Annotated in this window: 25 protein-coding genes, 1 tRNA gene and 2 pseudogenes; 16 read left to right on the forward strand and 12 right to left on the reverse strand. The window is 66.5% G+C overall.

All coding sequences use genetic code 11. From position 1 onward, the window contains the following. Positions 1-23 precede the first annotated feature (23 nt). Complete coding sequence (locus tag AWC07_RS24900; RefSeq protein WP_036410170.1) at positions 24-806, forward strand: trans-aconitate 2-methyltransferase; 783 nt, start codon at positions 24-26, stop codon at positions 804-806. Positions 807-1,312: 506 nt separating this feature from the next. On the opposite strand, the gene AWC07_RS24905 is transcribed toward AWC07_RS24900, so the two are convergent. The 3 genes from AWC07_RS24905 to AWC07_RS24915 form a co-directional block, all read right to left on the reverse strand. After that, positions 1,313-2,716, reverse strand: coding sequence for a sulfatase family protein (locus AWC07_RS24905; RefSeq protein WP_036410168.1), 1,404 nt, complete (start codon positions 2,714-2,716; stop codon positions 1,313-1,315). Positions 2,717-2,782: 66 nt separating this feature from the next. Beyond that, complete coding sequence (gene bluB, locus AWC07_RS24910; protein ID WP_036410166.1) at positions 2,783-3,433, reverse strand: 5,6-dimethylbenzimidazole synthase; 651 nt, start codon at positions 3,431-3,433, stop codon at positions 2,783-2,785. Between the two features lie 40 nt (positions 3,434-3,473). After that, positions 3,474-3,956, reverse strand: a complete 483-nt coding sequence (locus AWC07_RS24915; RefSeq protein WP_036410164.1) for a hypothetical protein — start codon at positions 3,954-3,956, stop codon at positions 3,474-3,476. A gap of 57 nt (positions 3,957-4,013) precedes the next feature. Here AWC07_RS24915 and AWC07_RS24920 point away from each other — a divergent pair, with 57 nt between their 5' ends. Beyond that, the gene (locus tag AWC07_RS24920) at positions 4,014-4,682 is read left to right on the forward strand and encodes a phosphatase PAP2 family protein (protein ID WP_036410207.1); all 669 of its coding nucleotides are present in this window, start codon (positions 4,014-4,016) and stop codon (positions 4,680-4,682) included. Between the two features lie 102 nt (positions 4,683-4,784). After that, entirely contained in the window at positions 4,785-5,441 is a 657-nt protein-coding gene (locus tag AWC07_RS24925) for a L,D-transpeptidase family protein (RefSeq protein WP_036410161.1), read from the forward strand. A gap of 9 nt (positions 5,442-5,450) precedes the next feature. On the opposite strand, the gene AWC07_RS24930 is transcribed toward AWC07_RS24925, so the two are convergent. Further along, a complete protein-coding gene (locus tag AWC07_RS24930; RefSeq protein WP_051507813.1) occupies positions 5,451-5,963 on the reverse strand; it encodes a nuclear transport factor 2 family protein in 513 nt (170 codons plus the stop codon). Positions 5,964-6,006: 43 nt separating this feature from the next. Here AWC07_RS24930 and AWC07_RS24935 point away from each other — a divergent pair, with 43 nt between their 5' ends. The 4 genes from AWC07_RS24935 to AWC07_RS24950 all read left to right on the forward strand — a co-directional run bounded on the left by AWC07_RS24935 (position 6,007) and on the right by AWC07_RS24950 (position 11,326). Further along, positions 6,007-7,236: a hypothetical protein gene (locus AWC07_RS24935; RefSeq protein ID WP_036410159.1), complete on the forward strand. Its 1,230-nt coding sequence runs from the start codon at positions 6,007-6,009 to the stop codon at positions 7,234-7,236. Between the two features lie 153 nt (positions 7,237-7,389). Continuing rightward, positions 7,390-9,261, forward strand: a complete 1,872-nt coding sequence (locus tag AWC07_RS24940) for an Hsp70 family protein (RefSeq protein ID WP_036410157.1) — start codon at positions 7,390-7,392, stop codon at positions 9,259-9,261. Positions 9,262-9,486: 225 nt separating this feature from the next. Beyond that, positions 9,487-10,872 carry a DUF7159 family protein gene (locus tag AWC07_RS24945; RefSeq protein WP_036410203.1) on the forward strand — a complete coding sequence of 462 codons (1,386 nt, stop codon included), beginning with the start codon at positions 9,487-9,489 and terminating at the stop codon, positions 10,870-10,872. Between the two features lie 67 nt (positions 10,873-10,939). After that, entirely contained in the window at positions 10,940-11,326 is a 387-nt protein-coding gene (locus tag AWC07_RS24950; protein WP_036410155.1) for a hypothetical protein, read from the forward strand. 4 nt (positions 11,327-11,330) lie between these two features. Here AWC07_RS24950 and AWC07_RS24955 read toward each other — a convergent pair whose 3' ends face one another. Beyond that, a complete protein-coding gene (locus tag AWC07_RS24955) occupies positions 11,331-12,080 on the reverse strand; it encodes a DUF3060 domain-containing protein (protein ID WP_036410153.1) in 750 nt (249 codons plus the stop codon). A gap of 56 nt (positions 12,081-12,136) precedes the next feature. Between AWC07_RS24955 and AWC07_RS24960 the strand changes: the two genes are divergently transcribed. From AWC07_RS24960 to AWC07_RS24970, 3 genes are all read left to right on the forward strand, one after another. Continuing rightward, positions 12,137-13,156 (forward strand): NADP-dependent oxidoreductase, encoded by a 1,020-nt coding sequence (locus AWC07_RS24960; protein ID WP_036410151.1) that lies wholly within the window; start codon positions 12,137-12,139, stop codon positions 13,154-13,156. A gap of 175 nt (positions 13,157-13,331) precedes the next feature. After that, complete coding sequence (locus AWC07_RS24965) at positions 13,332-14,213, forward strand: glycoside hydrolase family 16 protein (RefSeq protein WP_085105275.1); 882 nt, start codon at positions 13,332-13,334, stop codon at positions 14,211-14,213. A gap of 59 nt (positions 14,214-14,272) precedes the next feature. Beyond that, positions 14,273-14,887, forward strand: coding sequence for a muconolactone Delta-isomerase family protein (locus tag AWC07_RS24970; protein WP_036415952.1), 615 nt, complete (start codon positions 14,273-14,275; stop codon positions 14,885-14,887). A 236-nt stretch (positions 14,888-15,123) separates the two neighbouring features. Here the strand turns inward: AWC07_RS24970 and AWC07_RS24975 are convergent, their stop codons facing one another. The 4 genes from AWC07_RS24975 to AWC07_RS24990 all read right to left on the reverse strand — a co-directional run bounded on the left by AWC07_RS24975 (position 15,124) and on the right by AWC07_RS24990 (position 18,287). Beyond that, complete coding sequence (locus AWC07_RS24975; RefSeq protein WP_036415950.1) at positions 15,124-16,224, reverse strand: ferritin-like domain-containing protein; 1,101 nt, start codon at positions 16,222-16,224, stop codon at positions 15,124-15,126. Between the two features lie 694 nt (positions 16,225-16,918). Continuing rightward, entirely contained in the window at positions 16,919-17,149 is a 231-nt protein-coding gene (locus AWC07_RS24980) for a hypothetical protein (RefSeq protein ID WP_036415947.1), read from the reverse strand. An 89-nt stretch (positions 17,150-17,238) separates the two neighbouring features. After that, a complete protein-coding gene (locus AWC07_RS24985) occupies positions 17,239-17,823 on the reverse strand; it encodes a PIN domain-containing protein (RefSeq protein ID WP_036415944.1) in 585 nt (194 codons plus the stop codon). Positions 17,824-17,837: 14 nt separating this feature from the next. Continuing rightward, positions 17,838-18,287 (reverse strand): helix-turn-helix domain-containing protein, encoded by a 450-nt coding sequence (locus tag AWC07_RS24990; protein WP_036415941.1) that lies wholly within the window; start codon positions 18,285-18,287, stop codon positions 17,838-17,840. A gap of 139 nt (positions 18,288-18,426) precedes the next feature. On the opposite strand from AWC07_RS24990, the pseudogene AWC07_RS29935 reads away from it, so the two are divergent. Beyond that, positions 18,427-18,576 (forward strand): annotated as a pseudogene (locus AWC07_RS29935) (DUF4236 domain-containing protein); the annotation flags it as partial. 51 nt (positions 18,577-18,627) lie between these two features. Here AWC07_RS29935 and AWC07_RS25000 read toward each other — a convergent pair. The 3 genes from AWC07_RS25000 to AWC07_RS25015 all read right to left on the reverse strand — a co-directional run bounded on the left by AWC07_RS25000 (position 18,628) and on the right by AWC07_RS25015 (position 20,872). Further along, positions 18,628-19,893 (reverse strand): AAA family ATPase, encoded by a 1,266-nt coding sequence (locus AWC07_RS25000; protein WP_167380134.1) that lies wholly within the window; start codon positions 19,891-19,893, stop codon positions 18,628-18,630. 150 nt (positions 19,894-20,043) lie between these two features. Then, positions 20,044-20,114: transfer RNA gene (locus AWC07_RS25010), tRNA-Gly, on the reverse strand. Between the two features lie 29 nt (positions 20,115-20,143). Next, positions 20,144-20,872, reverse strand: coding sequence for a ZIP family metal transporter (locus AWC07_RS25015; RefSeq protein ID WP_036415934.1), 729 nt, complete (start codon positions 20,870-20,872; stop codon positions 20,144-20,146). A 69-nt stretch (positions 20,873-20,941) separates the two neighbouring features. On the opposite strand from AWC07_RS25015, the pseudogene AWC07_RS25020 reads away from it, so the two are divergent. The 5 genes and pseudogenes from AWC07_RS25020 to AWC07_RS25045 all read left to right on the forward strand — a co-directional run. After that, positions 20,942-21,139: pseudogene (locus AWC07_RS25020) on the forward strand (pyroglutamyl-peptidase I family protein); the annotation flags it as partial. Between the two features lie 105 nt (positions 21,140-21,244). Then, positions 21,245-21,901, forward strand: coding sequence for a VldE C-terminal domain-containing protein (locus tag AWC07_RS25025; protein WP_051508100.1), 657 nt, complete (start codon positions 21,245-21,247; stop codon positions 21,899-21,901). Between the two features lie 46 nt (positions 21,902-21,947). After that, positions 21,948-22,520, forward strand: a complete 573-nt coding sequence (gene dcd, locus AWC07_RS25030) for a dCTP deaminase (protein ID WP_036415929.1) — start codon at positions 21,948-21,950, stop codon at positions 22,518-22,520. 582 nt (positions 22,521-23,102) lie between these two features. Continuing rightward, entirely contained in the window at positions 23,103-24,524 is a 1,422-nt protein-coding gene (locus AWC07_RS29160) for a DUF7159 family protein (protein ID WP_425271274.1), read from the forward strand. A 76-nt stretch (positions 24,525-24,600) separates the two neighbouring features. Then, positions 24,601-25,950 (forward strand): UDP-glucose dehydrogenase family protein, encoded by a 1,350-nt coding sequence (locus tag AWC07_RS25045; protein WP_036415924.1) that lies wholly within the window; start codon positions 24,601-24,603, stop codon positions 25,948-25,950. Positions 25,951-25,965: the final 15 nt, after the last annotated feature.

Consider the following 25,965-nt stretch of genomic DNA (forward strand, 5'->3'; position numbering starts at 1 on the left):
ACGGGTTGAGCAGGAGGACCGACATGTGGGATCCGGACGTCTACCTGGCCTTTGCGGATCATCGCAGCCGTCCGTTCTACGACTTGGTGTCCCGGGTGGGCGCCAAGCGGGCGCGCCGGGTGGTCGACCTGGGTTGCGGCCCCGGCCACCTGACGCGGCACCTGGCGCGACGCTGGCCCGAGGCGACGATCGAGGCCTTGGACAGTTCACCGGAAATGGTCGCCGCCGCCCGGGAACGCGGTATCGACGCCACGACCTGCGACGTGCGGAACTGGAAGCCTCGGCCCGACACCGACGTGGTGGTCAGCAACGCCGCACTGCACTGGGTTCCCGAACACTCGGAACTGCTGGTCCGCTGGGCCGGCGAGCTGCCGGCCGGATCCTGGATGGCGGTTCAGGTCCCGGGCAACTTCGACACCCCATCGCACGCCGTGGTGCGGACCCTGGCCCGGCGGGAGCCGTACGCAAAGCTCCTGCGCGACATACCGTTTCGAGTAGGGGCTGTGGTGCAGTCGCCGGCGTACTACGCGAATCTGCTGATGGACGCCGGATGCAAGGTCGACGCCTGGGAGACGACCTACCTGCACCAGCTCACCGGTGAGCACCCGGTGGTGGAATGGATCACCGGCACCGCGCTGGTTCCGGTGCGGGAACGGCTGGACGACGCGGGTTGGGAGCAGTTCCGCCAGGAGCTGATCCCGCTGCTGGACGACGCCTACCCGCGCCGGGCCGACGGTACCACGATCTTTCCGTTCCGCCGGCTGTTCATCGTCGCCGAGGTGGGGGGAGCACGCCGCGGCTCGTGAGCTTTGGCGAAGCCGTATCGGCGGTCGGCGATCGCTCGTCGCGCTCGTCGAGACCCGGTTGGCCATGTCGCGTTTCGCACAGCCCGCGTCGACGCCCTGCGCGATTGCCGTCACATTCGTCACATGGGTTTCCAGCCCGCGGGTTGTCGCTGTAAGCGTTGGGCGGCTACACCCACGTGACGGCGATGAGAAATCGCGAGCTGATGCTTGGCCGTGCCGAGTGTGCGCTGATGGCGCTGAGCACACTCGATACGGCGGCAGGGCGGCCGGCCCGGTGAGCATTGAGCCATCCCCGAACACCTACCATCGCAAGAGGTTTGAGCGAAAATAGGGGCATCGACGTGCCGAAAACAGACGCCCGCTGTGGGTACGCAGCCAAGGTTGCCCTCGGGTACATCGATGACCAGCGGCATTGCGGTCACCTTGAATCTGGTGAGGCGGGCACAATGATCCGAGCAGGCAGCTGTGGCCAATATGGCTGTTGCGCGGCGCATTCGAGGGTCGTGCTATTGATTGGCCGGCGCGGCTTCTTCCTCGATACCGCGGTCGGCAGCGATTGCGGACCTGCTGCTCGGCGCGGTTCGACGGATCCGCAGATACGTTTCGGTGTAGCGCTCAGCGATGCGGGTGCCCGCGAATTCCGACGGGATCACGTCGCCGGTGCGCTGACGCCAATCATGAAGCCGGACAGCCAAATCCGCTGCGACCGCATCGATCTTGGCAGCGGCGTCACCGGTGAGCAGATTCGTGGTCTCGGTGGGGTCGGCGCGCAGATCGTACAGCTCCCGTTGCGGTCGCGGTGACCTGACGAACGATGCGACGGCCATCCCGGACGGGCTTTCCGCGATGTCCCACGGCAGATCCAGCAACGGGCGGGGCACATAGTTCTCGATGTAGCTGAATTCCTTTGTGCGGATTGCGCGTATCGGATCAAACGAGTCATGGTAGGTCTTGGTCGTGTACACATGGTCGCGGACCGGCTCGCCGTCGCTGTAGGACGTGATCAGCGCATGCGCATGCGACAGGCCGTCGACATCGGCCGGGATGCCCACCCCCAGCAGGTCCAGCAGTGTCGGTAACAGGTCTACGCCGCTGAACAATTCGTCGTAGACGCGCGGGGCAACCTTCCGGCTGGTGGGTGGCCGGACGATCATCGCGATGCCGGTTCCGGCGTCGTAGAGCGTGGATTTGGCACGCGGAAACGCCGGGCCGTGATCGGTCAGGAACACCACCCAGGTGCTGGCGTCCAGCCCGGTTTCGGCCATCGTGTCCAGTATCCGGCCGACGGCGGCGTCCGCGGTGGTGATGGCTCCGTAGAAATCGGCCAGGTCCTGGCGCACTTCGGGGGTGTCGGGGAGATAGTCGGGGATGTCGACACCTGCGCTGTCCACCGGTTCGTAGCGTTCGTGGGGGTAGGGCCGATGGGTTTCGAAGAACCCTGCGGTGAGCAGGAACGGCTGGCCGGAAAGGTCCGGCGCGCAATCCTGCAGCCACTCCCGGACCTTCTCGACCACGTATTCGCAGTAGGAGTTCGACACGTCGAATTCGTCGAATCCCAGCCGCGCCGGGTAGGACGTCTCGTGTTGCATCCCGAAAAGAGCTGAGTACCAACCCTGCTCGCCCAACAGTTGCGGCAGCGTCCGGACTCCGGCGCGGTATTCCCAGCCGTGATGGGCCAGCCCCACCAGCCCATTGGTTTGCGGGTAGCGACCGGTGAACAGCGATCCGCGCGACGGCGAGCACAGCGGTGCGGTGGCGTGCGCCCGGGTGAATAAGATCCCCTCGGCGGCAAGCTGGTCCAGTCGTGGGCTCACGACATCCGGGTGACCGTAGACACCGAGGTAGCGCCCCAGGTCGTGCCAATGCACGATCAGCACGTTGTCGTTGCCGTCGTTGCGTTCACCGGTCACCGTCTGCCACCTCTCGAGCCAGCTTGCGGCGGCGACGATACCCGGTATAAGCAGAGCCGGCGAAGTTCACGCCCTTCCCCAGCGGTTCTCCCAGACGAACTCCGGTAGCGGTCGCGCGACGGCCCAGCCGTCCAACTCCAGCGAGGGCCGGTCCGGAAACTCGGGCACCGGCCCCACACACAGCACTGCCACCGGTTCGGCGCCGGCAGGCATGTCCAGCAGGTCCGCCAACCGTCGCGGATCGAACAGGGACACCCAGCCCATGCCGAGGCCTTCGGCGCGCGCTGCCAGCCACAGATTCTGGATCGCGCAGGAGACCGACGCCAGATCCATCTGGGGTAGTGTGCGCCGGCCGAATATGTGCACGTCCCGGTTGTCGCACAGCGCCACCACCAGCAGCTCGGCGCATTCGAGAATGCCCTCGACCTTGAGCGCAAGAAACTCCTCGGCCCGCTCACCCAGGGCTTGGGCGGTCAGCGCGCGCTCCTCGTCGACGAGGGCGTGGATGTCTTTGCGCAGCGCATCATCGGTGATCCGGATGAATCGCCACGGCTGCATCAGGCCGACACTGGGCGCGGCGTGTGCGGCATGCAGCAGGCGTGCCAGCACCTCCGCGGGCACCACGCTGCCGGGCACGAAGCGGCGCATGTCGCGACGTTCGGAGATCACGCGATACACCGCCTGCCGCTCGGCGGCGGTGAACGCAAATTCCGTCACCTGGTCATCGTAGAAAAGGTGCGGCCCGTTGCGGCCCTGATCACGGACTGTAGGTAACTCCGACCGCGCGGAAGACGTATTCAGGTGGCATATCGAAGGCGAGCGAACGCAGCGGCAGGCGGGCCAACACGTCGTCGCCGATGTCGGCCTTGAAGTGCAGCGAGAGGCCGCCATGAAATCTTGGGTCGACCTTGCCGACGTCGAGATCGAGCTGCAGACCCGTCGACGAGATCTCGGCCGTTGCGCCGCCCGTCTGCGGCGCATCCCAGCGCACGTCGACGACACGGCCCGCCAACTTGGGCAGCGACGAGAGCGTTCCGAGCACCCGCTGCGAGGTGAACGCCAGCGCGCCCGGGTAGCTGGCAATGCTGTGCGATGCCCGCAAACCGGGAATTGCGCCCGTGAACCGCCTGGTGACCGCGACATACTCTTCGAGGTAGATGAGTCCTTCGGCCTCTAGCTGATCCCGCAAGTCGGCGGGTAGCTTGCCGATGCCGAACATTCTGCGAAAAATCACCGCCATGAGGCCAGTATGGGGCCGCTCGGGCCGGGCCGCACCGTCGCCTGGTATCCGTTGAACATGATCCGTCGCCCGATCAGTGTGGCCGCGATGCTCGCGGCGGCTGCGACCGTCGGCTACGCCCTCTTGTGGGTGGGGCACCGCCAGGACTGGGGTTGGGTGCACGGATTGGATTGGTCGTTGTTGAACGCCGCGCACGACATCGGGATCAAGCATCCCGCCTGGGTGAACTTCTGGGTCGGCGTGTCGTTCGTGCTGGGCCCCATCCCCATGCGGCTGATCGGCATAGTGATGGCGGTGGTTGCGGCGTTGCAGCACAGGGCGCGGATGGCGCTGCTGCTGTTGGCCTGTTTGCCGCTCAACGGATTGGTCACGATGGCCGCCAAAGATCTGGCCGGCCGGCCACGACCGGTGACCGAGTTCGTCACCGCGCCATCGACCTCGTTCCCGTCCGGGCATGCGCTCGAGTTGACGGCCAGTGTGCTTGCGCTGCTGACCTTCCTGCTGCCGATGACGAGTCGCCGGTGGCTGCGCGTCGTCTCGGTCGCGGTGGCCGCGCTGGGTGTGGTGACGGTCGGCATTGCCCGGGTGGCTTTGAATGTGCACCACCCGTCCGACGTGATCGCGGGATGGTTGCTGGGATACGTGTATTTTCTGGTGTGCCTGTGGGTGTTTCGGCCGATACCGGTACGGAGTGCGGAGCCGGCCCGGCTTGCCGAAGCCCGCTGACGCCCTGCGGCGCGGCGCTTTTCGCAGTGTCTCGGTGCGGTGATCCAACCGGGACGAAACCTTTACTTGACCCTGAGGTTTCGTCCCCTTGACGATGAAACGATGCACCGACTGGGAGCTGTACTGTGTGCTGCGGTGTGCCTGGCCGGGGCGGCCCTGGGATTCGCGCCGGTGACCGTCGCGGCGGGCAATCCGTGGTTCGCGAACTCGGTCGGCAATGCCACGCAGGTGATTTCGGTGGTCTCGACCGGCGGCTCCACCGCGAAAATGGATGTGTACCAGCGCACCGCCGCCGGCTGGCAGCCACTCAAGACCGGGATTGCCACCCATGTCGGTTCGGCGGGAATGGCGCCGCAGGCCAAGAGCGGCTATCCGGCTACCCCGATGGGCGTCTACAGCCTGGACTCGGCGTTCGGCACCGCGCCCAATCCCGGTGGCGGACTTCCGTATACGCAAGTCGGACCCAACCACTGGTGGAGCGGGGACGACCACAGCCCCACCTTCAACAGCATGCAGGTGTGTCAGAAGGCCCAATGCCCGTTCAACACCGCCGAGAGTGAGAACCTGCAGATCCCGCAGTACAAGCATTCGGTGGTGATGGGCGTCAACAAGAACAAGGTGCCCGGAGGCGGTGCCGCGTTCTTCTTCCACACCACCGACGGCGGCCCCACTGAGGGTTGCGTCGCGATCGACGATGCCACGCTGGTGCAGATCATCCGGTGGTTGCGGCCCGGCGCGGTGATCGCGATCACGAAGTGACCGGGGCCGTCAGTCAGCCAGAGCGCGGCCCGGTCGCACGGTGAACCCGAGGTTGGCCACCGACATCGTCGCCTCGTAGGTGCGGTCGTATCCGGTGGCGCTGATCCGCCAGCCGTCGGCGGTGCGCCGATACTCGTCGCGGTAGAACGCCGCGCCGATCAGCATGAAATTGGCTTCGGCGACGATGACGCGATCCTGCAGATACCAGCTGCCCGTCGCGGTGTCGCCGGTCACGATGATCTCCGGATGGGTCACCCGGTGTTCGGTGATGATGTTGGGCCCCAACGCCGAGCGCAGGTAGTCCACGACGTCGCCGCGGTTGGAAAAGTGCAGATCCTTGCCCATCGACGAGCCGTAGTCGCCGCGCACGTCCTCGGTCAGGGTATCGGCGAAGTCGTCCCAGTGCTTGGTGTCCAAGGCGCGCAGATAGCGGTACTTGATCCGTTTGATTGCTTCGACATCCTTGACATCGGCGACATGTGCGACATCCGCCGCGAGGGCTGCCAGGTCTGCAGGGTTCATCACGTCATTGCAGCACGTTCGCCGCCGACATTATCGTCGGGGCATGAGCCAATCCCGCTACGCCGGGTTGTCGCGCGCGGAGCTGGCAATCCTGGTGCCCGAACTGCTGTTGATCGGGCAGCTGATCGACCGCTCCGGCATGGCGTGGTGCATCCAGGCGTTCGGTCGCGAGGAGATGCTGCAGATCGCGATCGAGGAGTGGGCCGCAGCCAGCCCGATCTACACCAAGCGTATGCAACAGGCGCTGAACTTCGAGGGCGACGACGTGCCCACCATTTTCAAGGGCCTGCAACTCGACATCGGCGCTCCGCCGCAATTCATGGACTTCCGCTTCACGATCCACGATCGCTGGCACGGCGAATTCCGCCTCGACCACTGCGGTGCGCTGCTCGATGTCGAACCGATGGGCGACGAGTATGTCTTCGGCATGTGCCACACCATCGAAGACCCGACCTTCGACGCTACGGCCGTGGCGACCAACCCGCGGGCGCAGGTTCGGCCCATCCACCGGCCGCCGCGCATACCAGCCGACCGGCATCCGCACTGCGCGTGGACCGTCGTCATCGACGAGTCCCACCCCGAGGCCCGGAGCATCCCGGCGCTGGACGTCGTTGCGCAAAGTAAAGCTGCCAGTTGGGAATTGGCAGTCATCGACCGTTCCGATGACGGACTCGCCGACTATTCGGGCCCGCTGCTGTCCGATCTGGACTTCGGCGCCTTCTCCCACTCGGCGCTGGTGCGCATAGCCGACGAAGTATGCCTGCAAATGCACCTGCTCTACCTGTCGTTCGCCATCGCGGTCGGCAAACGCGCCGGCGAGGACGCCGAACTGGTCCGGTCGATCGGCTCCCGCCAGTTGATCGGGATAGCCGGGCTGGCCGCGGAACGCATTCAGCGCGCACTGGCCCTGCCCGGCGGAATCGACGGCGTGTTACGGGTATTCGAGTTGCACCCGCTGTTCAACCCCGCCGGCTATATCGAGGCCGAGACGACGGGGGACAGGTTGATTGCGCACCGCTCGCCGGGGCACGACGACGCCGCATGGATTTCGCTGTGCACACCCGAATCCGGACAACCGCTGCAGGCGATCGCCACCGCGGTCGACCCGCACGTCGCCGTCCGGGTCGGCGGGACGAACACCGAGTGGACCGCCGAACTGGTGAAAACCGAGACCCCGGCATCGGAATTGCCGGAGGTGTTGGTGGCCAAGGTAAGTGGCGGGTCGAGCTTTGTATTCCGGCCCAGGCGTTCGCTGCCGCTTACCGCGGTCTGACCCGGCGCCGTCTGTCAAGGCGGTGGCTATACCTTTTCGGTGACGACACGGCATCGACCGTATACCAATAAGCTTGGGAGCAAACCCAATACGGTATGCCCGCGGCTATGGTTGACCCTGGCCTTCGACCCTATCGACGAAAGTATCCGCTCTATGTACGACCCGCTGGGGTTGTCGATCGGGACCACGAACCTGGTTGCGGCATCTCACCGAAGCACTCCGGTCATCCGTCGCGCTGTGCTGACGCTGTACCCGCATTGCGCGCCGAAAATCGGTGTGCTCGGCCACAACCCGGACGTGGCCGAGTCCGGCACATTGATGAGTGGCTTTGTGGAACGCGTCGGCGACTCGGTCGCCCTGGTGTCCCCGGACGGGTCGGCTCACGATCCGGACCTGCTGACGGTCGAGGCGCTGGACGCGATGGTGGTCGCCGCCGGCGCGGACGCGAGTTCGTCGGAGATCGCGATCGCCGTCCCGGCATGCTGGAAACCGGGCGCTATTCAGGCGCTGCGCAACGCCTTGCGCACCCACGTCGGCTTCGTGCGTAGCGGCATGGCGCCGCAGCTGGTCCCGGACGTAATCGCGGCGATGACGGCGGCGAACGCCGAACTGGCTATCCCGGCCGGTGGCGTGGTCGGTTTGCTCGATTTCGGTGGCTCGGCCTCGTACGCCACCTTGGTGGAGACCAAGTCCGATTTCGAACCGGTAAGCGCCACACTGCGTTACGAGGATTTCTCCGGCGAACAGATCGACCAGACGATATTGCTGCATGTCATCGACCGGCTCGGCCACGACGACATCGATTCGGCCGGCACCGCCGCCGTCGCCCAACTCGGCCTACTGAAGGAACAGTGCCGAGAGGCCAAGGAGCGGTTATCCACCGACGCTGTCACGGAATTGGCTGCGGAGCTGGCCGGAACCAGAACTACGATCCGGCTCACCCGGGACACGTTCGATGACCTGATCCAGGATCGGCTGACGGGTTTCATCTATGCGTTCGACGACATGCTGGCGCGCAACAAGGCGAGCTGGACCGACCTGGCGGCGGTGGTCGCCGTCGGCGGTGGCGCCAGCATTCCGCTTGTCACTCAACGCCTTTCCTTTCACACCCGGCTCCCGGTGCTGACCGTCTCGCAGCCGGCCTGCGCGGCGGCGGCCGGCGCGATGTTGCTGGCTGCCCGTGGACCAGAGCTGGACTTTCGCACTCGGACATCCGTCGGGTTGATGGCCAGGGCTGCGGCCGCGTCCGGTACCGCCCTGATCGAGCTGCCGGCCGGCGATGTGATGGTGATCGACCAGGAGGCGGTGACCGATCGCGAGCTGGCCTGGTCGCAAACGGACTTCCCGGGCGACGTGCCGGTGCGGTTCGAGGGTGACTCGTACAACGAGGACGGCCCGTGCTGGTCGATGCGCTTGAACGTGATGGACCCGCCCAAAGAACCCCCGTGGCGCCGGTTGCGGTTCTCTCAGCTGCTGATCGGGCTCTCCGCGGTGGTGGCGATGACCGCGATCGGTGGTGTGGCATTCACCTTGACCGGCGTCGAGCGGCGCCAGGCTCCCGTGGTGCCCAGTGTGGTGCCGCTGCCCGCGCCCTCCGTGTCGCTGCGGCCGAGCGCTGCGGTGCCCAGCCCGGTCAAGGCGCCGCCCATCTCGGTGCCGGTGCCCAGTGCGGCACCGGCCCCCACCACCGTGGCGCCGCCACCGCCGCCATCGCCGACGTTGACGCCACCACCGCCGGTGACCACGACAACCGCGCCTCGGCTCACCACCACCACGAGTCCCCGGCCGACCAGCACCACCTCGGCGGCGCCGACCACGACGGTCGAGCCCGAGGACACCACCGCCGAGGAAGCACCCACCGCCACCTCGACGGTGAAGATGACCACGGAGTGGTTGCACGTCCCGCTGCTGCCCGTGCCGATACCGATTCAGGTGCCGGCGAATCAGGCTCCGCAAAACCCGGCGCCCCAGACCCAGCAGCCTCAAGGGCCGCAAAACCCGTTCGCGAGTTCCGGCACCCCCTGAGCTGACTCCGCGCCTGGTAGTCAGCTTTGAGCTTAACCAGAACGGGTCCGCGACCTGCTGGACGCGAGTAATGTCCAAATTGGGCACAACTTTATAAGCGCCAGCTATTTGGATGTAACTAGTCGCACCAGCAATGCGGCGTGAGGATTGTCGACGGCGGCCGGCGCGGTACGTTCGTCCGCCTTAGATCCCATGGCTAGTTACCACATGGCCTGGGAGGGCCAGATGGACATCGTACTTGGGGTATCAATAGAGCCCTCGGCAGTCCGCTTGGTGCTGATCGAAGGCGAAAACGCCGACGGTGCCACCGTCGAGGAAGAGAGCTTCGAGGTCGCCGGGTCGCAGGACTCGGCGAACTCGGCGAACTCGGCGGTGGCCGCCGAGGCGATTGCGGCCATTGTTGGCACCCGCCAGGGCGCGGCCGAGGGCGGCTACTGGTTGACATCGACCGGGGTGACGTGGATCGACCCCGGTGGGGCTGCTGCGCTGCGTGACGAGCTTGCCGCCCGCGACATCGGAAGCGTCATGTTGGTGTCGCCGTTGCTCGCCGCGGCCGCCCTGGCACAGACCGTCGGCGCCGCGCTCGACTACCAGCACATCGCGATGCTGTTCGTCGAGGCCGGCAGCGCGACGCTGGCAGTCGTCGACGTCACCGACGGCTCGATCGTCGACCTGCATCGGCAGTCCCTTGGCGCCCACAGCGCCGTAGCGGCCGAACTGGCGCCGATGGTCTCCGGTCTCGACGCGGCGAGTTCACGGGCGGACGGGGTGTTCCTGATCGGTTGCGGGGTCGACATCGTCCCGGTCAAGCCCGCGCTGGAAGCCGCGACATCGCTGGTGGTGAGCGTCCCCGAGGAGCCCGACATGGCGCTGGCCCGCGGCGCGGCGCTGGCGTCGGCGAATGCGCCGCTCTTCGTGTCGTCGACGGCCGCGCTGGCCTACGCGCTGGACCCGGGCACCGGCGAAGTGAACCCGCGCGCCCTGAGCCCGACCTACCTGGACGTCAGTGCTCATGCCGACCCCGGGCAGGGCGCCCTAGCCTACAGCGCCCTCGACGAAGACGACGACGAGATCGCTGCGCGGCGCCGGCCGGTGAGGCTGGTCGGTAGCGCCGTGGCCGCGGCGGCGGCCCTGGCGAGCGGGCTACTGGTGATCTCATCTGATGTCCGGCCGACGGCTGCTCCGCAGCTCAGCCCACCCGAGGCCGCCGTCACCGTGCCCACGGTCCAGGCCCAGCCCGAGACACCGCCGCAGGCGCAGTTGCCTGCTCCGAGCCCTGCGCCGGCCGCGCCGCCACCGGAGGCGGCCCCGCCACCGGCCTCGCCGGCGCCGCCCCCGGCGGTTGCCCAGCCGCCCCCAACGGCGGTCAATGCGGCACCGCCGCCGGCGCCCCGTCGCGCGCCGACTCGCCAGGCGCCGGTGCAGGCCCCGCCACCGGCAGCGCCGGCGACCACGCCGCCGGCCGCGCCGCCGCCGGCGCCAGCGCCGGCACCGGAGGCGCCCCCGCCCAGCCCGATCGCGACGATGTACCTGCACGTCCCGTTCGTCACCATCCCGATTCCGATCTACCCGCCGGCGCCACCGCCGCCCCCGCCCGAGCCGGGGCCGTAGGCGGGTAGCGGATCGGGTCGACTGCCCGCACACTGGGCAGTAACCGGATGAATTTCGAGGAGGTCGCGTGGGCAGCAACGGTCCGTTCGGATTCGACCCCGACGACTTCGATCGGGTGATCAGGGAAGGCAGCGAGGGTCTGCGCGACGCGTTCGAGCGGATCAACAGGTTCCTGACTGGCCCGGGCGACCGGTCGGGGTGGTCGATGATCTTCGAGGATCTGGGGCGGCGCAGGCGTCCGGCGCCGGAAACCGCCGGCGAGGCCGGCGACGGGGTGTGGGCCATTTACACGGTGGACGCGGACGGCGGTGCCCGCGTCGAACAGGTGTATGCGACCGAACTGGATGCGCTGCGGGCCAACAAGGAAAACACCGACCCCAAGCGCAAGGTGCGTTTCTTGCCCTACGGCATCGCGGTCAGCGTCCTCGACGATCCCGCGGACGACCCGACGTAACTCCTCAGTCCTGCTGGACGACGTTCCCGCTGCCGGACTTGCTGACCTTCGGCGAGCCCGAGTGATACGTGACCTTGTTGTCGATGCCGGAGGCTTCGATGGTGTCGACGGCGTCGACGGTGACGGTGTTCTCGATGCCCGAGACGGTCAGTCTTGCGCAATGGCCGGTGATGACGACCGTGTTGGACATCCCGCTGATTTCGACGACGCTGTTGTTGCAGGCGAGTGTCTTGTTCTCGTTGAGGCCGGAGACGCTGAGGTTGCCGCCCGGCGGCGGCGCGGGTGACGTCGACGGACCGGCCGTCGGGGTCCGGGTCTTGCCGCCCGAGGGCGGCGGGACGGTCCCGGGTGGGCTGCTGATCGTCGGGAAGGTGGGGGTCAGGGTGGACAACGTGCGCGAAATGTGGCTTCCCGCATAGGCGACGATGCCACCGACCACGACCAGGATCCCGAGGACGAAGACCGCGGCCAAAATCCAGAACAGGCGGTTGCCCGACGACGATCGCCGTGTGGCCCCCGGAAACGGCGCCTGATAGCCATAGGAGTCATACGACCCGTACGTCGACCCGTACGGAGGCGGCATCGGCGGTGGCGGCGGCACCGGGCCCGGCGGTACCGGGCCCGGCGGTGGGTAGGCCTGGTATGCGGAGCCGCCGGGCGGCTGCGAACTCCCCATTTCAGATGCGCGCGCCGCGTCGGCCAGCGGTTGCTCGAGCTGGCGGATCCGGGCTTCTGGGTCGTCCTCTGGATTCATGCACAGATGCTCCCATATCGGGATCTTGCCGAATAGGCCCGAATAAGCTCGACACCGTGCCGGACCTGCCCAACCGCCAGATCGTGTTGCGCCGCCGCCCCACCGGGCTGGTCCAGCCCGACGACACCGAGCTGATCAGCACCCAAGCGCCCGCACCCGCGCCGGGCGAGGCGCTGCTGCGCACCACCTATGTGGGGATCGACGCGGCCGCCCGAACCTGGCTGGACGACCAGCCGGGCTATCTTCCGCCGGTGCGGCTGGGCGAGGTCATCCGGGCGGCCGGAATCGGTGAGGTCGTCGAAACACGTTGCGACGCTTACGCTGTCGGTGACGTCGTGACTACGCTGACCGGCTTTCAGGAGTATGTGATCATTCGCGACGACGTGTTCAGCACACCCATCCCGGGGGAGAGTGACCAGCTGGCGATCATGTCGGTGTACGGCCCGACCGGGGCCACCGCCTACTTCGGGATGACGGACATCGGCCGGCCCAAGCCGGGCGAGACGGTGGTGGTGTCGGCGGCGGCGGGCGCCACCGGATCGGTGGCCGGGCAGATCGCCAAGATCGCCGGAGCCCGGGTGGTGGGCATCGCCGGCGGGCCGCAGAAGTGCCGGGCGGTGGTCGAAGACTTCGGATTCGACGCGTGCATCGACTACCAGAGCGAGGATCTGGCCGCCGCCCTCAAAGCGCACTGCCCGCAGCGCGTCGACGTCTACTTCGACAACGTCGGCGGCCCCATCCTCGACGCGGTGCTGGGCCGGCTCGCCCACAAGGCTCGGGTGGTGTTGTGCGGTGTCATCTCCAGTTACCTGACCGGCGAGCACCCGGGTCCGGCCAACTACGTCAACCTGATGTCCAAAAGCGCGCTCATGCAGGGGTTCAACACGCTCGAGCAGTGGGGCCGCTTCGACGAGGCGTTCGCCCACCTGCGCCAGTGGGAGGCCGAGGGGCGGCTCAAGCACCGGCAGACCATTTTCGACGGCATCGAGTCGTGCGTCGAGGCCCTCAACGGGCTGTTCACCGGGGCCAACATCGGCAAGACGCTGGTGCGGCTCAGCGAACCGGCCCTGGCCTGAGTCTCGGCGCGGTCGGCAACCCACGAAAGATAATGCGGCGCTTGGTATTTCGTTAGCTAGCGATCGCGCCGCGTGACCGAGCGGCGGCCCCGCTCGGTCACCGCACCGGCCTGGACGCGAAGCGACAAGGGGTCGCCCAAAGTCAGCGCGACCGAAAGTGAGCTGCTATCGTCCCATGCTTATGCCCGAGATTGACCGTCGCCGACTGGTGATGATGGCCGGATTCGGCGCGCTGGCGGCCGCGATCCCGGCCCCCACAGCCCTGGCCGCCCCGTCTCCTCCGGCTGGGCCGGCGAGTCCGACGCCTTTGGCCCCGGCCGCGGGAGCAACCGGTGGATTCCTCTTTCACGACGAGTTCGACGGCCCGGCCGGCTCGGCCCCCAATCCGTCGAAGTGGGCCGTGTCGAACCACCGGACGCCGATCAGGAACCCCGTCGGGTTCGACCAGCCCCAATTTTGGGGGCAGTACCGCGACAGCCGCCAGAACGTGTTCCTGGACGGCAACTCCAACCTGGTGTTGCGCGCCACCCGGGACGGCAACGAATACTTCGGCGGACTGGTCCACGGCCTGTGGCGGGGCGGCATCGGAACCACCTGGGAAGCCCGGATCAAGTTCAACTGCCTGGCGCCGGGTATGTGGCCCGCCTGGTGGCTGTCCAACGACGACCCCGGCCGCAGCGGCGAGGTCGACCTGATCGAGTGGTACGGCAACGGCACCTGGCCGTCGGGAACCACCGTCCACGCGAACCCGGACGGCACGGCATTCGAGACCTGCCCGATGGGTGTGGACGGCGGCTGGCACAACTGGCGGGTCACGTGGAATCCGAGCGGCATGTATTTCTGGCTGGACTATGCCGACGGCGTGCAGCCGTACTTCACTGTTGCGGCATCCGGTATCGAGAATTTGGACGAGCCCATCCGTGAGTGGCCGTTCAACGACCCCGACTACACGATGTTCCCGGTTCTCAATCTTGCCGTCGGTGGTTCCGGTGGCGGCGATCCGGCGGCCGGCACCTACCCGCAGGAGATGCTCGTCGACTGGGTCCGCGTCTTCTAGGGCACCACGCTCCGGGGTCACCCCGAATAGCCCTCGGCACGGCTTGCCCGGGAGACAGCATGGAATTTCTGGTCACCATGACCACCCGCATTCCGGAGGGCACGTCCGCTGACGAGGTCAACGAGGTCCGCGCTCGTGAGGCCGCGCACGCCCGCGAGCTCGCGGCCCGGGGAAGCCTGCTTCGGCTGTGGCGCCCGCCGGTTCGGCCCAGCGAATGGCGCACGCTAGGGCTTTTCGCCGCCGACGACTTCGAACGCCTCGAGCCTTTGCTCGCCTCGATGCCACTGCGGATCTGGCGCACCGACCAGGTCTGCGAGCTCGGCTGCCATCCCGACGACCCGCCCGGCGCGGGGATAACTCCCCGGCCCGGCAAGGGACCGGAGTTCTTGATCGCGATGACCGTCACGGTGCCGCCGGGCACGGCGGCGCACGTCGTCGACGACGCCGTGGCCCGCCAGGCCCGTCGCGCGCGTGACCTGGCCGAGGCTGGACACCTGGTGCGGCTCTGGACGCTGCCCGACGGGCCGGACGGCCCGTGCATGGTGGGTCTGTGGCGGGCCCGTGATCCCGGCGAGCTGATGGCCCTGCTGGAATCGCTGCCGCTGTCGGGATGGATGACCATCGAGACCACGCCGCTGAGCCCGCATCCCAACGACCCGATCCGGTTACGGTGACCGGCGTCAGGGTGGGCTGAGTGAACAGGTGGCCCCGGCCTCAGATCTGGATGCCGCGGGTGGCCAGGGTCGGGACCAGCTCCAGCGCGCACCGAACCGTCTTGGTCGGCCCGTCGAAGAGCGCGAAGACAAGGGTCAAAGGTGGCACTCTCGATGGTGAGTTCGATGTGGACGCGGTCACCGTCGACCCGCGTCACGACACCAGGAACCAGCGGATCGGCAATCCGGACGTCAAGTTAGCTCGCGCCCGCGGCAATCACCTGGTCCACCTCGAGGGCCCGGCTGGCCATCTCGGCGTGGGCCTTTTCCAGCGCCTCGGCCTGATCCTCGTCGGCCTTGATCAGCGCCTCGATGTCGAAGCCGGCCATGTCGTGAACACCCATGTCCCTGAAGGCTTTCTGCACCTTGTCGCCCCACAGCCCGATGTCCTTGACGATCGGCACGATGCGGCTGAACAGGTGCGAGCGGAACTGGATCATCAGCGGCGACCTCTCGACCCACGCGGCGCACTCTTGGACGTCCATGCCGAGGGTCTCGAAGACCTCCTCGCCGCGGAACCGGTCGCGCATCAGGTAGCAGGCGTCCACCACGAACTCTTCACGCTCGTCCCGTTCGGCCTCGGTCAGTGCGGAGTAGTAGTCCTTCAGCGAGATCCGGCCGAATGCGACGTGTCGGGCCTCGTCCTGCATGACGTAGGCCAGCAATTGCTTGGCCAGCGAGTCTGGCGGCGCCATGTCACGCAGCACCCCGAAGGCGGCCAGTGCCAGCCCTTCGATGAGGACCTGCATGCCGAGGTAGGGCATGTCCCAGCGGGCGTCGCGCAGGGTGTCGTCCAGCAGTGCGGTCAGGTGCTTGTTGATCGGGTAGACCAGACCGACCTTCTCCTGCAGGAATCGCGAGAACGTCTCGACATGCCGGGCCTCGTCCATGGTCTGGGTGGCTGCATAGAACTTCGCGTCCAGATCCGGGACGACCTCGACGATCTTGGCCGCGCACACCATGGCCCCCTGCTCGCCGTGCAGGAACTGCGAGAACTGCCAGGCCTGGAAGTGCTGGCGCATCTCGGCGCGCCGGGCTTCGTCTGCTGAGTCCCACATCGGGCTGCCGAACAGCGGATGGAACTCGTCGGGCAATCCGACAGGATTGTGCGGGTCGACATCGTGCGCCCAGTCGATGCGCAACTGGGTATCCCACTGCTTGTCCTTTCCCTTCTGGTACAGGGAAAGGAGCCGGGCACGCCCGTCGTCGTACTCCCAGGTGAAGCGCGCGTCACCGATGCTGGGGACCTCCCACGAGTACGGCTCGGGCACGTCGGTGTACCTGTCCCTGGTGGTCATGAGCTGCAGCCTCTCTGCCTCCGGTGTGACCGGTGGTCATATGACGCTTATCACATTGCACCCGCGTTCGGTAGCGCGTCAACCCTGAACGGCCCACGAAACAAAGGCCTCGTTCGGGGCACGAAGAGTTCTCATCGCATCCCGGTCATGTGAAAGAAGAGGGCGCTGCTCACCGCCGATCGTCTGGCGCGGTCTCGGGCTCACGCCGTGAACTCCACGCAACAGAATTTTCTGCGTTGAGCACCAGGTCAGGGGCTCACCCACGGCCTGGCGCTCCAAGGTGATGGCACCAGATCCGTTCAGTTGCTAAGCGGACGTCCTCAAATTTTGTTCCGCCGCTCGCACACGGCCACAGCGTCAGTTCGGGGTACTGGCGGGCTAGCGGTAGCGGCCGCGAGTCGAACCTCAGTTCAGCAATACGGTCAGGAAGACGTGGAGCCGATGACGGGAATCGAACCCGCGTATTCAGCTTGGGAAGTATTTTCGACCCGTCTACCGGGTGTTATGGGGTTCTACCGGGTTAGGTCTCCAGCGCCGGATTGCGCTCCCGCACAGCGGGATTCAGTCAATGCGAGTCAATGACAATCCACTACCGTCTGGGCGGTTTTGGCGGTGAGTTTCGGGCGAGATGTGTCAACGTCGTGTCATCGAGGGTGGCAGGAACCATGGCCTGACCTGGGGCACCGCCACCCCTTCACCGCACCGCTGCCGGGCCAGCCAGCACCGCGTACGACGTCGACAGCGGCGGCGCGTAGGTCACCGCGTCGCACGCACAGCGCCACGTGGTGTGCCCGCCGCACGAACACGGCTGGTGTCCGACGAGCACCCGCCCACGCGCCAGCCGGTGCCCACGCGGGCAGTGCGTCGGCGGGCGGACCATCCAGGTGCCGTCGGTGCAGCGGACCAACTCGCCGACCGAAGGCATGGGATTTAGGGCCATCATTCCAGCGGCCAGACAGTCGCGAGAAGCACCACCCAGATGATCGCCAGCCAAAGGACCGATCAGAAGATGCGCTAAGTGGTGCGCCGAGGGAGACCCACCGTCGGAGGCGGGATCAGCCGCCGCGCCTCGGCGGCGAAATTCGGCACCTGCGTGCCGAGCGCATCGAGGATCTGGTGGGCCGTGAACGGTGGATTGCCGTAGTCGGCCACCATTCCCAGGATGGCCGACAGGGTCGCGTCCTCATAGAGGTCGATCTGGTCGAGTAGGAAGTCATCGGGGTGGCGCACCTCGATGTGGTAGGGATCGACGGCCTTGCGTGGAAAGTGTTTGTCGTTGCTCGTGACGATCACTTCGGCGTGTTCGCGGACGGCGGCGGCGAGGACATGCCGGTCTTTTTTGTCGTTACGCATCACGCCGATCAGATCCTGATAGCCCGTGACCTCGGCGTCAACGAAGTGGTCCCGCATCGTGTTTAACCGCTTGTCAGCCAGCTCAGGCGCAACGTTCAAGCGCTTAATCATGGTGCGCCGTGTTTCGGCAAGGATGTCCTCGGACCACAGCGGCCGGTAGATGCCCTGGTCTGCCAGGCGCAGCAGAAAGTCGGCAAGCGGCATCGGGGCGAGCACACAAGCGTCCAACAACACTGGGAACGCCATGCTTGCTTAATCCCTCACTGCGCCTTGAGAATTGCCTTGACCTCGTCGACCGCGTCCTTCGATAGCTCGCGAAGCGCGGCCCGCCGACTAGCCCGCGTCCGCTCCTGGTACTTCAGAAGCGCATCGAGGCGGACCTTGCGGTGCCGCCCAGGCTTCTCGAACGGAATGCGCCCTTGCTCAAGGAGTTTCACCAGCGTTGGCCGGGAAACGTTGAGCAGGTCGGCCGCCTGCTGCGTCGTCAGCATCTGATTGTGCGGGACGAGCGAGATGCCCTTGCCCTGCGACAGTGCCAGCACCACGTTGTAGAACGCCTCACGAACGGGATCGGGCAGCATGATCGGCTGACCGTTGCCGCCGCACACAGAAACCTGCGTCGAGGCGAGCGCTTCCAGTAGAGGCGAGAGGTCTCGGGGTTCTTGAGGTGGGAGGACGGTTCGTTCTTCGACGGCTAGGGCTGCTGTCATAGGACTAGGCTAAAACGAAAGAAACGAAAAGTCGAGGACCAGCGCCACCACGCTCCCCGCTACCTGGGTCGCGCCTCTCGGTGAGCTGTGCGGTTCCCGCACTCCGACCGGCAAACTGCCGTTAGCATCGTTCGCCATCGTGCAGTTCCGCAAGACGAAGTCGGTCGGGCCATTCCGATTCACGTTCACACAGCGCGGCTTGTCCGCGAGCGCCGGGGCGGGGCCGGTGCGAATCAGTCGCGGCGCGGACGGCAAAGTGCGGCGAACTGTTCGGGTGCCGGGCACCGGCCTGTATGACACCAAGGTGGTCGGCCAGAAAACGAGGACGGTGTCGCGAAGTTCAGCGCCCGCCGCTGCCATCAGTCAAACGGACAGACCGGACGACCGGCCGCTTGGGCGACATGTCGGCTCCGGTCGCGCGGTATCCGGCCTTGACATCGTCATCGCACTCTTCGGCGCTGATGTAGGCGATCTTCTGCGGCTGCCCCTTCCAGCAGCCATTCAAATTGCCATTACTCATGTCGGTGGTAATGCCGCGTGCCGCAGTGGATTTCCCCGAAGCAGGCCGACCGGCGAACAGAGTGAGCACACCGCGCTGGATGCGGCCGAAACCATCGTGCTCCCAAATCCATTGGGCGGGACGGTCTTCGATCTCGGTGAGAGGAACCAGGGTAACGACACGGGTGAAGGGGTCGCCCTCACTGTCCCCACCGATCTTCGTCTCCTGGACGTCGACCGGCGGCAGGTGTTCGTGGCCGCCGAGTTCGGCGTGTACCGCCTCGTCGGTCTTGGCTGCGGTGCGCGTCCGCCCGTAGTCCCACGCCCCGGCGACTTCGTGCCGCTGAGGTTCGCGACGCGGTTCGGTGCCGCGCACCAGCTCGCCGAACCGCTGCGCCAGCGTTGTGTACGCGGCGCGATAGTCAGCCTTGGCAATGCAGCCGCAACGGTGCGCGCAGTTGAGCCGCACCATCTGGTTGACCAGCCAAGGGTGCCGTCCCGCACCAGGTTTCGGCGCGTCGCTGGCCCAGGCCTCGACCATCCTGGCGACGTAGGCACAGGTCTGCTCGGCCCAGGTCCACTCTGATGGCGGCGAGATCTCCTCAGCGTGGTTATCGCGGTCGCCGGGCTCCTCGATGACGCCGACCTCGGTGAGGCGCTCGTCGATCTCGGCCATGGCCAGCGGTGCCCCACTGTCGGCGTAGCCGGTAACCGGCAGCGCCCCTTGCCCGTTGACGCTCTTGTTGTTTCGCGTGCCGGGCACCCGCATCATGCGGGCCAGGTCGAACACGTTGTCGGTCTCAGCCTTCCGCGCCCCCGCGACGGCGGTCACCAGACGGCCCCAGCGCCGCACCAGCGCCCGCGCGACGCGAATGTCACCGTCGACGATCTGCCCGTCGGCGACCGGCCAGTAGGGATGCAACCCGTGGCCGCTGTCCACGATGGCCGACGGCCGGGTGCCCAGGATCGCCGACAGGTCGTCGACGACGGCGTGGGCGACCTCGATGGTGGCGCATTTGCCCGGTGCCACGTCCAGGTCGGCGAGCAGCGGGTTGATGACGCTGCGGGGTGTCCCGGCGGTGGTGATCGCGGAGTGGATCGGGCACACCGACCCTTCGCTGATCCACAAGGTGTACGCGCACAGCCAGGACGCGGCGCTGAAGGCTGCCGCTCAGAGTTTCGAACAAGTTGTGTCAACGTCGTGTCACCGAGCGCCCGATTCGAACACTTCGAACGGCATCGGCGCTGGTCAGAGTTGAGCCGATGACGGGAATCGAACCCGCGTATTCAGCTTGGGAAGCTGATGTTCTGCCATTGAACTACATCGGCGCGGTCGTTTCAGAAGGCTAGCATCCGGGTCATTCCATCACCCCCAGGCAGTACAGGATCAAGAATCCGGCGAAAAACATCACCGCCATCCACGGTCGCTCCGCCGTCTCGTGCGCCTCGACCAGCAGCTCCTCGACGACCAGCCACAGCAGCGCGGCCGCCGCAAACGCCAGCACGAGCGTGCGGACGTTCCCACTCGCGCCGCCAAGAACCAGCGCACCCAGCACCGCTCCCACCGCGGTAACCAGGCTGACGCCACCGGTAGTGACCGCGGCCCGGACCCGATGCACTCCGGAGCCGGCCAAACGCAGCGCCACCGTCAGCCCCAGGAATAGCACCTCGACCGTCAGCGCGATCGCAATGATGACCGCGGTGCGCTTCGACAGGGTCGCGCCGGTTGCGACGAGCAACCCGTCGATGAAGAGGTCGACGGCCACCACGGCCAGAAACGCCACAGGCAAGGCATCGCCGGAATCCTCGTTGTCACCCGAATCCTCCTCGTCGCCGAAATGCCGAAGCGCGACCAGAACCGCGACGCCGGCGCTAAAGCCCACGACGATCAGCCAAAGTGAACCCCGGGCGCGCAGGTCCGGCAGCACCTCACCGGCCACTGCTGCCATGACCACCCCCGCGGCGAAATGTTGTACGCCACTGACGAGTGCGGGCGACGGGCTCCGCACCACCGCGACCACGCCGCCGATGATCCCGGCGACAACGGGGAAGGCGACCAACGATGCGGCCGTCGTCACGATGCTGATGCCAACCTCCCGGGTTCGGTCGAAAAGGTGTCATCGCGTAAGCGCGCAAACCGCAGATCAAGGAGCATCATGTCGCAGGTTCTGGTCACCGGATTCGGAGCGTACGGCAACACGCCCGCCAACCCGGCGCAGCACACGGCCGAGGCGCTGGACGGTCGTGTCATCGCCGGCGCCGCGGTGACCGCCCGCATCGTGCCGAATGTGTTCTTCGAATCGATCACCGCGACGCAACAGGCCATCGCCGATATTCGGCCGGAGGTGGTAATCAGCAACTCCTTTGCCGGCGCGGTTCGATAAACCGCTGGTTTACGCGAAGAATAATTTCCTATGTAGGGGATGTTTATTGTTTCGTGATCTCGTAGAGTGCGTCAGGTGGGAAGGCACTCATTGTCCCGGGAACGGCGAAGGTCGCCAGCAGTCCTGGCCGCTGTCCTGGCCCCAGCTGCTGTTTTCTTCGCGGTGGCCGGAGATGTCGGTCCCCGGGGCGCGCGTGTTGTCGACCAGGGTGACGGACCGTGTTGCCTGGAGATAGTGGCGGCCACCGCGCCGGCTGTGGTGTCGAGAATGCCTGGTAGCGAGGCGGGCATCGGTTTGGGAGGCGGCCAGTTCGCTGCGGCATCCAGATGGCGGGTCGACACCCGGTCCCGGGCCCTGCCGTCAGGGGTTGCGCCAGAGCAGGGCCTTCAGGTCAAGACGATCCTGGTGGCTCGCAGCATCAGCGCGCTGTTCCCTGAGATCCACGAAATCGGCGGCGTTCGAGCGGACGCGTTGCGGTGGCATCCCAATGGTCTGGCGCTTGACGTGATGATTCCCGATCCGGGCAGCGCCGACGGTATCGCGCTGGGTAATCAGATCGTCGGCTACGTATTGCTGAACGCAAGCCGATTCGGCATACAGGACGTGATTTGGCGGGGCGTTTATTACACGCCCGAAGGCGCACGGTCGACCGGTGCCGACCATTATGACCACGTCCACATCACCACCACCGGCGGCGGCTACCCGACCGGCGAGGAAATCTACCTGCGCTGAGCTCGGCGCCAGCCGCTGCGCACCCACCGGCAGCTACGCTCGTCGGGTGCTGCTCTCTGACCGTGACCTCAGAGCCGAAATCTCCGCCGGGCGATTGGGCATCGACCCGTTCGACGACAGCCTGGTGCAGCCGTCCAGCGTCGACGTCCGGCTCGACTGCCTGTTTCGGGTCTTCAACAACACTCGCTACACCCACATTGACCCCGCCAAGCAACAGGACGAGCTGACCAGCCTGGTGGAGCCGGCCAACGGAGATCCGTTCGTCCTGCACCCGGGCGAGTTTGTGCTGGCCTCGACGTTGGAGCTGTTCACGCTGCCCGACGATCTCGCCGGACGCCTGGAAGGCAAGTCGTCGCTGGGCCGGCTGGGATTGCTCACCCACTCCACCGCCGGTTTCATCGATCCCGGCTTCAGTGGCCACATCACGCTGGAGCTGTCCAACGTCGCCAACCTGCCGATAGCGCTATGGCCGGGAATGAAAATCGGCCAATTGTGCATTCTGCGTTTGACCAGCCCGTCTGAGCACCCGTACGGGAGCAGCGGCGTCGGATCCAAGTATCAGGGTCAGCGCGGCCCGACGCCGTCGCGTTCCTACGTGAACTTCATACGTTCTACATAGCCTCGGGCCGGCTCCCGACATTGTTTGTCGGACTAATATTTTTTGGGCGTGTTCTGCTCCAGTCCACGGCCGGTCGCAAAACCTTGGTAACGGTTTTGGACGTTGTACTCGGCATTTCGATGGCACCGGCCGCGACTCGGATGGCATTGGTCGAAGGCCAAGATGGAGCCCGGTTCCGCGCAAGCCGGTCCGGCAACCTCCTCCGGTCCTGGGGCGGCACCCAGCCCCAGGCACAACCCCGGTGGTGGTGGCGGCGGTGCCCCCGGTCGAGGCGGGCTGTTCGGCGGCGGTCCAGGCGGTAAGGGCCCGGTCCAGGCGGTAAAGGTCCGCTCGGTGGTAAGGGTCCCTTCGGGGGCGGTGGTCCACGGCGGCTTCGGCGGCGGCCGCGGACCCAGGCAGCAAACTTCGAATTAGCGAACGCAGGGTTACTGGCATAACGGCGCTATGAGGAATGGCTAACGCAGCAAATCAACCCCGAGAGTGATTGCGAAACGCGAGTAAGATAGTCATACCGGTTGGGGACCCGGGACATTGTTCGCGGTCAGGTATCCGCGGCGACGCAAAAGACAATATGGGGGAGCTTTGGACACCGTACTTGGTGTGTCGATGGCGCCAACCGCAGTTCGGATGGTACTGGTCGAAGGCGAAAACGGCGACGGCGCACTAGTTGACCAGGACCAGTTCGACGTCTCCGGTGACGGGGACGCGGCGAATCTCAGCGCGGCCCAGCAGGTGGTCTCAGCAATCCTGGGCACCAGGGAAGGTGCCTCGGAGGGTGGCTACCAGCTGACCTCGACCGGTGTGACTTGGCGGGATCCGGCCCAGGCCGCTGCGCTGCGCGAAGCGCTGGCCAACCAAAAGATCGAGAAGGTCGTGCTGGTCTCGGCATTCTTGGCGGCGGCCGCCCTGGCCCAAGCGGTCGGCAACGAGACCAACTATGCCCATACGGCGCTGCTGTTCATCGAGCCCGAGACTGCGACTCTCGCGGTGGTCGACAGCGCAGATGGCTCGATCGCCGACATCCAGCGACAGCTGCTGTCCGACGACGACGACGCCGCGGTGGCCCAGTTGACCGAGATGGTCGCGAGCGCCGAAAATCTGGAGACACATCCGGATGCCATATTCGTCGTCGGCTCCGGTATCGACATCCCGATGATCAAGCCGGCGCTCGAGACCGCGACCGCGCTTCCGGTGACCGCGGCCGAGGAACCCGATACGGCGTTGGCCCGAGGCGCGGCGCTGGCCTCAGCGAATACGCCCCTGTTTGTGTCGACGACGGCAGCGCTGGCCTACGCACAGGATCCCGGCACCGGCGCGCTAGACCCATACCGGCTCGATGCCGCCTACTTCAACGACGTCTCCGACAGCGTGGAAACCGGCGAGGGGCCATTGGCTTACAGCGCCGTCCCCGACACTGCAGTCCCCGATGATCAGCCCGAGGGCAAGCCGTTCCCGCTGCTCGCCAGCATCGTGACATCGATCTTCGTCATCGGCGTTGCGGCCCTTGCGCTTTCGTTGGCCGTCAGCATCCGTTCCTCAACCGAGGTAAAGCCCGATCCCGGCCACAACATCGTGACACCGTCGGCTCCGGCACCGGCAGCTAACGCTCCTGCGCCGACACCACAAGCACCGGCCGCCGCACCTACTCCGCAGGCTCCGGCGCCGGCCCCACAGGAACCCGCGCCGGCTCCCCAGGAACCCGCGCCTGCTCCCCAGGCTCCCGCACCGGCTCCGGCTCCCCGGGCCCCGGTTCCGGTTCCGGTTCCAGTGGCTCCCGCCCCCGCGCCGGCGCCGGTACCGGCCGCTCCCGCCCCGGCGCCGGTGCCTATTCCGGTGCCCATCCAGATACCGGTTCCCATTTTTGGTCCGCCCGGCGGCGGCTTCCCGGGTGGTGGCGGTCACGGTGATGACCGCGGTGGCGGGCACGGCGGCGGGCACGGTGGCGGACACGGTGGCGGTCACGGTCGCGGCGGGTTCAACATCCCGTTTGTTCCCGGCTTCTGATTTCGCCGGGTAGCCGTCATCTGTCGTTCAGCGCCACGATGTGGTCCGCTCATCGCCGGCACCTACACACGGTGGTGTGAGATGCACCGTCTTCGGCACCGGCTATCTGGGCGCCACCCACGCTGCCGGACTGGCGGAACTGGGGCACCAAGTCGTCGGGATCGATATCGATCCGGGCAAGGTCGCCAAACTGGCCGGCGGCGATATTCCGTTCTACGAGCCCGGTTTACGAAAGATGTTGACCGACAACCTGGCTGCTGGCCGGCTGCAGTTCACCACCGACTACGACCTGGCCGCCGAGTTCGCCGACGTCCATTTCCTCGGCGTCGGCACCCCGCAGAAGAGAGGCGAATACGGTGCGGACCTGCGTCATGTCCACGCGGTCATCGACGCGCTGGTACCGCGTCTGAGCAGGGCGTCGGTCCTGATCGGCAAGTCGACGGTCCCGGTGGGGACCGCGGCCGAACTGGGCCGTCGGGCCGCTGCGCTGGCGCCCCGGAATGTGACTGTCGAAATCGCTTGGAACCCCGAGTTCCTGCGCGAGGGCTTCGCCGTCCACGACACGCTGAACCCGGATCGCATTGTGCTTGGCGTACAGGATGGTTCGACGCGTGCCGAGGCAGCGGTTCGTGAGCTGTATGGCCCGCTGCTGCAGGCCGGCGTGCCGTTTCTGGTGACCGACCTGCAGACCGCCGAGCTGGTCAAGGTATCCGCGAACGCCTTTCTGGCGACCAAGATCTCGTTCATCAACGCGATTTCGGAAGTGTGCGAAGCCGCCGGCGCCGACGTCAGCCTGTTGGCCGACGCGCTCGGGTACGACCCGCGCATCGGACGCCAATGCCTCAGCGCCGGTTTGGGTTTCGGTGGCGGATGTCTGCCCAAGGATATCCGCGCGTTCATGGCCCGCGCCGGCGAACTCGGTGCCAACCAGGCGCTGACCTTCCTGCGCGAAGTGGACAGCATCAACATGCGCCGGCGCACTCGCATGGTGGAGCTGGCCACAATAGCGTGCGGTGGTTCGCTGTTGGGTGCCAACATCGCCGTACTCGGCGCGGCGTTCAAGCCCGAATCCGACGACGTGCGCGACTCGCCGGCACTCAACGTCGCGGGCCAGCTGCAACTCAACGGCGCCGCGGTCAACGTGTACGACCCCAAGGCCCTCGACAATGCGCATCGGTTGTTTCCGACCCTGAACTACGCGGTTTCGGTTGCGGAAGCATGCGAGCGGGCGGACGCCGTGCTGGTGCTCACCGAATGGCGCGAGTTCGTCGACCTCGACCCCGACGACCTGGCCGACCGGGTGCGGGCCCGCGTCATCGTCGACGGCCGCAACTGCCTCGACGTCGCCCGCTGGGAGCGCTCGGGCTGGCGGGTGTTCCGCCTCGGTGCCCCGTTGCCGATGGGTGACACTCAAAACGGGGCTTGAGCCAGATTGCCGGTT

Origin of the sequence: Mycobacterium gastri, from assembly GCF_002102175.1 — a bacterium.
GTDB lineage: Bacteria > Actinomycetota > Actinomycetes > Mycobacteriales > Mycobacteriaceae > Mycobacterium > Mycobacterium gastri.